The sequence below is a fragment of the Streptosporangium sp. NPDC006013 genome, from assembly GCF_040614275.1.
Taxonomy (GTDB): domain Bacteria; phylum Actinomycetota; class Actinomycetes; order Streptosporangiales; family Streptosporangiaceae; genus Streptosporangium.
Genome location: NZ_JBEXUE010000435.1, coordinates 1 through 8,404, shown reverse-complemented (window position 1 = coordinate 8,404; position 8,404 = coordinate 1). Strand labels below are relative to the sequence as shown.

The window sequence follows — 8,404 nt, the reverse complement described above, 5'->3', positions numbered from 1 at the left end:
CCCGCACCCTGATCCAGAACAAGCTCCGCACCGACCTGCCGGTGGTCGAGCCGCACCTCGTCCCGCTGGAGCCGGCGGCACCTTCGCCGTCCTCCGGCCTTGTGGCCGGTTCGCCCCCGGCTGTCGGGGGTGCCTCGTACAATGACCCGATGTCTTTCCCCGAGAACGACCCCGAGGTGAGCGACGCGTCGCGGGTCCTGCAGCGCGTCTTCGGCTACGACTCGTTCCGGGAGGGCCAGCAGGAGATCATCGATCACGTGGTGGCCGGCGGCGACGCCCTGGTGCTCATGCCGACGGGGGGCGGCAAGTCGCTGTGCTACCAGATCCCCGCGCTCGTGCGGAAGGGTACGGGGGTGGTGATCTCGCCGCTCATCGCGCTCATGCAGGACCAGGTCGACGCCCTGACGGCGCTCGGCGTGCGGGCCGGGTTCCTCAACTCCACCCAGGAGTTCGAGGAGCGCCGCCAGGTCGAGTCGGCCTTCCTCTCCGGTGAGCTGGACCTGCTCTACCTGGCGCCGGAGCGGCTGCGGGTCGACGCGACGCTGCGCCTGCTCGACAGCGGGACGATCTCGCTGTTCGCCATCGACGAGGCGCACTGCGTGGCCCAGTGGGGGCACGACTTCCGGCCCGACTACCTCGCCCTGTCCGCGCTGCACGAGCGCTGGCCCGACGTGCCGCGCGTCGCGCTGACCGCCACGGCCACCGGGGCCACCCACGCCGAGATCGCCTCCAGGCTCAGCCTGGAGGGGGCCCGCCACTTCGTGGCGAGCTTCGACCGGCCCAACATCCAGTACCGCATCGCTCCCAAGAACGAGCCGAAGCGGCAGCTGCTCGACCTGCTCCGCGCCGAGCACGCCGGGGACGCGGGCATCGTCTACTGCCTGTCGCGCAACTCGGTCGAGAAGATCGCCGAGTTCCTGGTGGAGAACGGTATCCAGGCGCTGCCCTACCACGCGGGCCTCGACGCCCGCACCCGCGCCGCCAACCAGGCACGCTTTCTGCGCGAGGACGGCCTCGTCATGGTCGCCACGATCGCGTTCGGCATGGGCATCGACAAGCCCGACGTGCGGTTCGTCGCCCACCTCGACCTGCCCAAGTCCATCGAGGGTTACTACCAGGAGACCGGCAGGGCGGGGCGCGACGGCCTGCCCTCCACCGCCTGGCTCGCCTACGGCCTCCAGGACGTCGTGCAGCAGCGCAAGATGATCGACACCTCGGAGGGTGACGACGCCCACCGTCGCCGCCTGGCCACCCACCTGGACGCCATGCTCGCCCTGTGCGAGGCGGTCGAGTGCCGCCGCGTGCTGCTGCTCGCCTACTTCGGCCAGCAGGCCGCCGCCTGCGGCAACTGTGACACCTGCCTGTCGCCGCCCGAGTCCTGGGACGGCACGGTCGCCGCGCAGAAGGTCCTGTCGACGGTGTTCCGGCTGATGCGCGAGCGCCGCCAGAAGTTCGGCGCGGGCCAGATCATCGACATCCTGCTCGGGAAGAAGACGGCCAAGGTCATCCAGCACGATCACGACGGCCTGACGGTGTTCGGCATCGGCACGGAGCTGGGCGAGGCCGAGTGGCGTGGCGTGGTGCGCCAGCTGCTGGCGCAGGGGCTGCTGGCCGTCGAGGGGGACTACGGCACGCTGGTGCTGACCGAGGCGAGCGCGGAGGTGCTGGGGCGCCGGCGCCAGGTCCCGCTGCGGCGCGAGCCTACGATGGCGGCCCGGCCCGCCAAGGCCGCGAAGACCTCCTCCTCGCGCCGGGCCGAGCCCGTCGAGCTGCCCGAGGAGGCGGTGCCGGTGTTCGAGCTGCTCCGCGCCTGGCGCGGAGCCACCGCGAAGGAACAGGGGGTGCCCGCGTACGTGATCTTCCATGATGCGACCCTGCGCGAGATCGCGACCCGGTCCCCCTCGTCCCTGGCCGAGCTGGGCACGGTGAGCGGGGTCGGGGAGAACAAGCTGGCCAAGTACGGCCAGCAGGTCCTCGACACCCTCGCCGGCTCCGGCTCCGGCCCCGATCCCACGGGAAGCGAGGAAGGTCTCCTGGCCTTCCCCTGAGGTAGAATCGGGCGGAATCCGGGCCTCAGCGCCCCAATGACACGCAGGTAGGGGCCTGGAGGCTGTCGTCCACCTCCGGGCTCCTCGCGTTGACGGCCCCCCGCGGCTGCGGACTCCCGAAAGAGGACGATCGTTGCCTGACAGAAGGAACGACCCCGTGGTGGTCGTCGGGCTCGGCCGCTTCGGCGGTTCCCTCGCACTCGAGCTCTCCCGGCGGGGAACCGAGGTGCTGGCCATCGACAGCCGCCCCAAGGTGGTGCAGAGCCTGGCGGGGAAGCTCACCCACGTCGTCGTCGCCGACTCCACGGACATCGAGGCGCTGCGCCAGATCGGAGTGCCCGACTTCTACCGGGCGGTGGTCGCCATCGGCACCGACCTGGAGTCCAGCATCCTCACCACCTCCCTGCTCGTCGAACTGGAGATCGAGGACGTCTGGGCCAAGGCGATCAGCCGCGAGCACGGCCGCATCCTGGAGCGGGTCGGCGCCCACCACGTGATCCTCCCCGAGCACGACATGGGGGAGCGGCTGGCCCACCTGCTCAACGGGCGGATGCTCGACTACATGGAGGTGGACGGCGACTACGCGGTGGTCAAGACCCGGCCGCCCCGCGAGTACGTCGGCGTGCCCCTGGGCGAGTCCAACCTGCGGCGTAAGTACGGCGTGACGGTGGTCTGCGTCAAGGGCCAGTACGACGAGTTCACCTACGCCGACTCAGGAACGGTGCTGAGCTACGGCGACGTGATCGTCATCGCGGGCAAGATAGAGCAGGTGGAGCGGTTCACCGAACTCCCGTGACCGCCCCCGCCATGTGGCCCGCGTGCCGGTATATCCGTGTGTGGTCACCGTCGTCGATCTACACTGGGCGGAACCACTAGAACGGAGTTCGGTAGCGATGCGATTCGGACTGTTGCTCAACGAACCCAAAGAGCCGGACGTGCTCGGCAAGCTGCGGGAGCGCATCGCCCGCGCGGCCGACGACGGCTTCTCCTCCGCCTGGATGTCCCACATCTTCGGCCTCGACGCGCTGACCGCGCTCGCCGTCGCCGGAAACCAGGTGCCCGGGATCGAACTCGGCACCGCCGTCGTCCCGACCTACCCGCGCCATCCGGCGGCCCTCGCCCAGCAGGCGCTCACGGTCAACGCCGCCCTCGACGGGCGGCTCACGCTCGGCATCGGGCTCTCGCACCAGCTGGTGATCGAGAGCATGTACGGCATCGGCTTCGAGCGGCCCGCCCGGCACATGCGCGAGTACCTGTCGATCCTGATGCCGCTGGTACGCGGGGAGAACGCGTCCTTCCAGGGGGAGACCCTCACCGGACAGCTCGGGCTGAGCACACCGGGACCGAGGGACATGCCCGTGCTCATCGCCGCGCTGGCCCCTAGGATGCTCAGGCTGGCCGGGGAGATGGCCGACGGCACCGTGCTGTGGATGACCGGTCCCCGGACCGTGGCCGAGCATGTGGCGCCCGCCGTCACCGAGGCCGCGCGGGCCGCGGGGCGCCCCGAGCCGAGAATCGTGTGCGCGCTGCCCATCTGCGTCACCGACGACGCCGAGGCGGCCAGGGCGCTGGCCGCGGAGCGGTTCGAGATCTACGGCCAGCTGCCGTCCTACCGGGCGATGCTGGATCGGGAGGGGGCCGCGGGCCCGGCCGACGTGGCGATCGTCGGAGACGAGGACGAGGTGTCGGCGCGGATCGAGGCGCTCGCCAAGGCGGGGGTCACCGACTTCGTCGCCGCCGAGTACTCTCCCGGCACCCGGACGAGGGAGTTCCTCAAGAGCCTTCTCTGACGCGTCGGCACCCGCCCGGCTCAGACGCCGAAGGCGCTCAGGGCCGCCCAGGCCGTGCCGGCACCGGTCACGGCCCCGGCGGCGACCTGGGCGGGGGTGTGGTGGGTGAGCCGGACCCGCGCCCAGCACACCGTCGCCACCACCAGCGCGCCCACGACCAGGGTGGGCGCCGCGGGCAGCACGTGGGCCAGCACCACCACGGTGCCCGCGGACACGGCCGCGTGGAAGGAGATCTTCCACTTGAGAGTGATCGGGACCGTCACCGCGAGCGCGGCCAGCATCGCGGTGACCGTGGCCACCAGCAGACGCGGCGCGCCGAGGGAGATCAGCAGCACCAGCGCGACGACCACCGCCGCGACCGCCACCAGCAGCGGCCTGGTCCGGCTCGCCCGGTCGACCAGATGGTGGGAGTCCAGGCGTCCGGAACGGACCCCGGCCAGGATCACCAGGGCGGGAATGCCGCCGCACAGGGCTGAGGCCACCAGGCCCCATGCCCCGCCCCGCCACCCGTCGGCCACCAGGCCGACGGCCGGGGGCAGCCCGATGACCAGCACCTGCGGCGCGAACAGCCCCGTCACCCACCGGGCCGCCGCCGTCGCGCCGCTCCCGTCGTCCGCCATCTCCTGACCGGTCATCTGAATCCTTCCAGCGCCAGGGCCTCGGTCCCGAGATCCGGGCAGGAGGCCGGAGGCGCCCGCATCGGGGTGAGGTCCGTGAGGCCACCCTGCCAGCCGGGAGACCCGGGGACGAGCATCCGCGGGCCCCACGGCCTCCGGCACGCCCCCGCGAGCGCGGCGGCGTGCCGGTGGTCAGTCGTTGGCGTGCAGGATGCTGTTGAGCTCCACGCCCGTCCCCTGGCGGGGCACGACCTCGACGGCTCCCGAGGTGGAGTTGCGGCGGAACAGCAGGCCGGAGGCACCGGAGAGCTCGGCCGCCTTGACCACCTGGCCCTCGGGCAGGGCCACCTTGGTCCCGGCGGTGACGTAGAGGCCCGCCTCCACGACACAGTCGTCACCGAGGGAGATGCCGATGCCGCTGTTGGCGCCCAGCAGGCAGCGCTGCCCGATGGAGATGACCTGCTTGCCGCCGCCGGACAGGGTGCCCATGATCGAGGCGCCGCCGCCGACGTCGGAGCCGTCGCCCACGACGACGCCCGCCGAGATACGGCCCTCGACCATGGAGCCGCCGAGCGTCCCGGCGTTGAAGTTGACGAAACCCTCGTGCATCACGGTCGTGCCGCTCGCCAGGTGCGCGCCGAGACGGACCCGGTCGGCCTCGGCGATCCGGACGCCGCTGGGCACCACGTAGTCGACCATCCTGGGGAACTTGTCCACGCCGTAGACGGTCACCTGGCCGCGGGCGCGCAGGCGGAGCCGTACCCGCTCGAAGCCCTCGACGGCGCACGGACCGTGGTTGGTCCACACCACGTTGCCGAGCAGGCCGAACAGCCCGTCAAGGTTCAGGCCGTGCGGCTGGACGAGGCGTGCCGACAGCAGGTGCAGGCGCAGGTAGACGTCGTAGGTGTCGGCCGGGGCCTCCGACAGCTTGGTGATCTGAGTCCGCACCGCGACCACCTCCACGCCGCGGTCCTCGTCCACGCCGAGCAGCGCGGCGACCTCGGAGCCGAGCTCCTGGGCGGCCTCCTGCGCGCTCAGCCGGCTGGTGCCCGGAGCGGAGGGCTCGCCCAGCTGCGGGGACGGGAACCACGTGTCGAGCACGGTCCCGCCGGAAGTTATGGTCGCGATGCCGGTCGCGTACGCGCCGGAGATCTGAGCTGCTGCGTTCACACCGACCAAGCCTAGCCAAAGCGGTCGCAACGGCAGTATGCCGAGGGAGCGTCGGGCGTGTGCCCGCGGTGCCCGCCGGTTAGCGTGGCCGCCATGCTGCAGGGGATCGACGTGTCGAACTGGCAGGGTGCCGTCAACTGGGGCGCGCAGGCGAAGGGCGGGGTCTCCTTCGCCTTCGCCAAGGCGAGCGAGGGGAGCACCTTCACCGACAAGTGGTTCGGCACCAACTGGAACGGTATGCGCGAGAGCTGGATCGTCTGCGGCGCCTACCACTTCGCCCGCCCCGCGGGCGACCCCGAGGTGCAGGCGGTGCACTTCCTGAAGATCGTGCAGCGGGCCGGAGGGCTGCGCAGGGGCGATCTGCTCGCCCTCGACCTGGAGACCAACGACCACCTGCCCGCCGCCAGGGTGGCGCGGTTCGCCCGCAGCTGGTGCCAGGCGATCATCGCGCTGGCCGGGGTGAAGCCGGTGGTCTACACGTTCCAGGCGTTCGCGCAGAACGGCAACTGCGCCGGGCTGGAGACCTACCCGCTGTGGATCGCCGCGCCCGACGCGCCCCGGGGCAGGCCGCAGGTGCCCAGCCCGTGGCGGAGGTGGACCATTCACCAGCACTCGCACAAGCCGCTGGATCGCAACGTCTTTCGCGGGACCCGGGCCGAGCTGACCTCGCTGGGCTACCGCCGGAGCCGCGACGCCTGAGAAATCGCGTCGCCGACACCGGTAGCATCGATTTCGGACCATCCATCGACGTCTCCCAGGGAGCAACCGTGTCGGCCGTGCCAGAACTTCGTATCACCCTCGCCGGAGCCGCGCGTGTGGTGGCGGGAGGCACGACGTACGGGGAGGCGCTGGAGGCGGACGGCCGCTCCGTGGTCGCCGCCCGCGTGGGCGGCGAGCTGAAGGACCTCGCGGCCCCGGTGGCCGAGGGCGACGTGGTCGAACCGGTCGAGGCGGCCAGCCCCGACGGGCGCGCCATCGTCCGCCACTCCACCGCGCACGTCATGGCCCAGGCCGTTCAGGAGATCTTCCCCGAGGCCAGGCTGGGCATCGGCCCGCCGGTCGAGAACGGTTTCTACTACGACTTCGACGTCAAGAACCCCTTCACCCCCGACGACCTCAAGCGCATCGAGAAGCGCATGCGTGAGATCGTCAAGCAGGGCCAGCTCTTCTCCCGCAGGCCCGTCTCCGACGACCAGGCGGCCGAGGAACTCGCCGCCGAGCCGTACAAGCTGGAGCTGATCGGCCTCAAGGGCGGGGTCGCCGACGAGGAGAGCGTCGAGGTGGGCGGTGCCGAGCTCACCATCTACGACAACCTCGACCCCAAGACCGGCGAGCTGTGCTGGAAGGACCTGTGCCGCGGTCCCCACGTGCCGACCACCCGGTCCATCCCGGCGTTCAAGCTGATGCGCACCGGCGGCGCCTACTGGCGGGGCAGCGAGAAGAACCCGCAGCTCCAGCGGATCTACGGCACCGCCTGGGAGTCGCGCGAGAAGCAGGACGAGTACCTCCACCTGCTGGAGGAGGCCGAGAAGCGGGATCACCGCAAGCTGGGCGCCGAGCTCGACCTGTTCTCCTTCCCCGACGAGCTGGGCTCCGGCCTGCCGGTCTTCCACCCCAAGGGCGGCGTGATCCGCCGCGTCATGGAGGACTACTCGCGCAAGCGGCACGAGGAGGCGGGCTACTCCTTCGTCAACACCCCGCACATCACCAAGAGCAAGCTCTACGAGATCTCCGGCCACCTCGACTGGTACAAGGACGGGATGTTCCCGGCCATGGAGCTGGAGGGGGCGGAGTACTACCTCAAGCCGATGAACTGCCCGATGCACAACCTGATCTTCAGGTCCCGCGGGCGTTCCTACCGGGAGCTGCCGCTGCGGCTGTTCGAGTTCGGCACGGTCTACCGCTACGAGAAGTCCGGCGTCATCCACGGCCTGACCCGCGTGCGCGGCATGACGCAGGACGACGCGCACATCTACTGCACTCACGAGCAGATGCGCGACGAGCTCAAGTCGCTGCTGCGCTTCGTACTCGACCTGCTCCGCGACTACGGGCTCGACGACTTCTACCTGGAGCTGTCGACCAAGGACCCGGAGAAGTTCGTCGGCCCCGACGAGGTGTGGGAGGAGGCGACCGAGACGCTGCGCGAGGTCGCCGAGTCCGAGAAGCTGGAGCTCGTCCTCGACCCCGGGGGCGCCGCCTTCTACGGTCCGAAGATCTCCGTTCAGGCCCGCGACGCCATCGGCCGCACCTGGCAGATGTCGACCATCCAGCTGGACTTCAACCTGCCCGAGCTCTTCGAGCTCGAGTACCAGGCCGCGGACGGCACCCGGCAGCGTCCCGTCAAGATCCACCGGGCGCTGTTCGGCTCGATCGAGCGCTTCTTCGGCGTCCTGGTCGAGCACTACGCGGGCGCGTTCCCCCCCTGGCTCGCGCCGGTCCAGGTGGTCGGCATCCCGATCGCCGAGGCACACGTGCCCTACCTTCAGGACGTCGCCAAGAAGGCTCGCGAGCGGGGCATCAGGATCGAGGTCGACGCCTCCGACGACCGGATGCAGAAGAAGATCCGCAACGCGCAGAAGTCCAAGGTGCCCTTCATGCTCCTGGCGGGCGACGACGACATCGCCAACGGCGCTGTCTCCTTCCGCTTCCGCAACGGCGAGCAGAAGAACGGGGTCCCGGTCGACGAGGCGATCGCCGAGATCGTCGACGCGATCGAGCGCCGTCTCCAGGTCTGAGCCTTCTCCGAGGCGTTCCGGGTCCGGCTCCCCCTCGGGGGGCC

Annotated in this window: 7 protein-coding genes; 5 read left to right on the top strand and 2 right to left on the bottom strand. The window is 70.8% G+C overall.

The annotated features are described in order from the left end of the window. Nucleotides 1–149 precede the first annotated feature (149 nt). The 3 genes from recQ (at nt 150) to ABZ260_RS40515 (ending at nt 3,838) form a co-directional block, all read left to right on the top strand. On the top strand, nt 150–2,048 hold the full coding sequence (gene recQ / locus ABZ260_RS40525; RefSeq protein ID WP_355628247.1) for a DNA helicase RecQ: 1,899 nt from the start codon (nt 150–152) through the stop codon (nt 2,046–2,048). A 133-nt stretch (nt 2,049–2,181) separates the two neighbouring features. Continuing rightward, nucleotides 2,182–2,844: a TrkA family potassium uptake protein gene (locus tag ABZ260_RS40520; RefSeq protein ID WP_350927237.1), complete on the top strand. Its 663-nt coding sequence runs from the start codon at nt 2,182–2,184 to the stop codon at nt 2,842–2,844. 97 nt (nt 2,845–2,941) lie between these two features. Next, the gene (locus tag ABZ260_RS40515; RefSeq protein ID WP_350956985.1) at nt 2,942–3,838 is read left to right on the top strand and encodes an LLM class F420-dependent oxidoreductase; all 897 of its coding nucleotides are present in this window, start codon (nt 2,942–2,944) and stop codon (nt 3,836–3,838) included. 20 nt (nt 3,839–3,858) lie between these two features. Here ABZ260_RS40515 and ABZ260_RS40510 read toward each other — a convergent pair whose 3' ends face one another. Continuing rightward, a complete protein-coding gene (locus tag ABZ260_RS40510; RefSeq protein ID WP_355628243.1) occupies nt 3,859–4,473 on the bottom strand; it encodes a hypothetical protein in 615 nt (204 codons plus the stop codon). 174 nt (nt 4,474–4,647) lie between these two features. After that, nucleotides 4,648–5,625 (bottom strand): 2,3,4,5-tetrahydropyridine-2,6-dicarboxylate N-succinyltransferase, encoded by a 978-nt coding sequence (dapD, locus tag ABZ260_RS40505; protein ID WP_355553576.1) that lies wholly within the window; start codon nt 5,623–5,625, stop codon nt 4,648–4,650. Between the two features lie 93 nt (nt 5,626–5,718). Here dapD and ABZ260_RS40500 point away from each other — a divergent pair, with 93 nt between their 5' ends. Both ABZ260_RS40500 and thrS read left to right on the top strand, forming a co-directional pair. After that, nucleotides 5,719–6,324 (top strand): glycoside hydrolase family 25 protein, encoded by a 606-nt coding sequence (locus ABZ260_RS40500; protein ID WP_355553579.1) that lies wholly within the window; start codon nt 5,719–5,721, stop codon nt 6,322–6,324. A 68-nt stretch (nt 6,325–6,392) separates the two neighbouring features. Next, the gene (gene thrS, locus ABZ260_RS40495; RefSeq protein ID WP_355628240.1) at nt 6,393–8,360 is read left to right on the top strand and encodes a threonine--tRNA ligase; all 1,968 of its coding nucleotides are present in this window, start codon (nt 6,393–6,395) and stop codon (nt 8,358–8,360) included. Nucleotides 8,361–8,404: the final 44 nt, after the last annotated feature.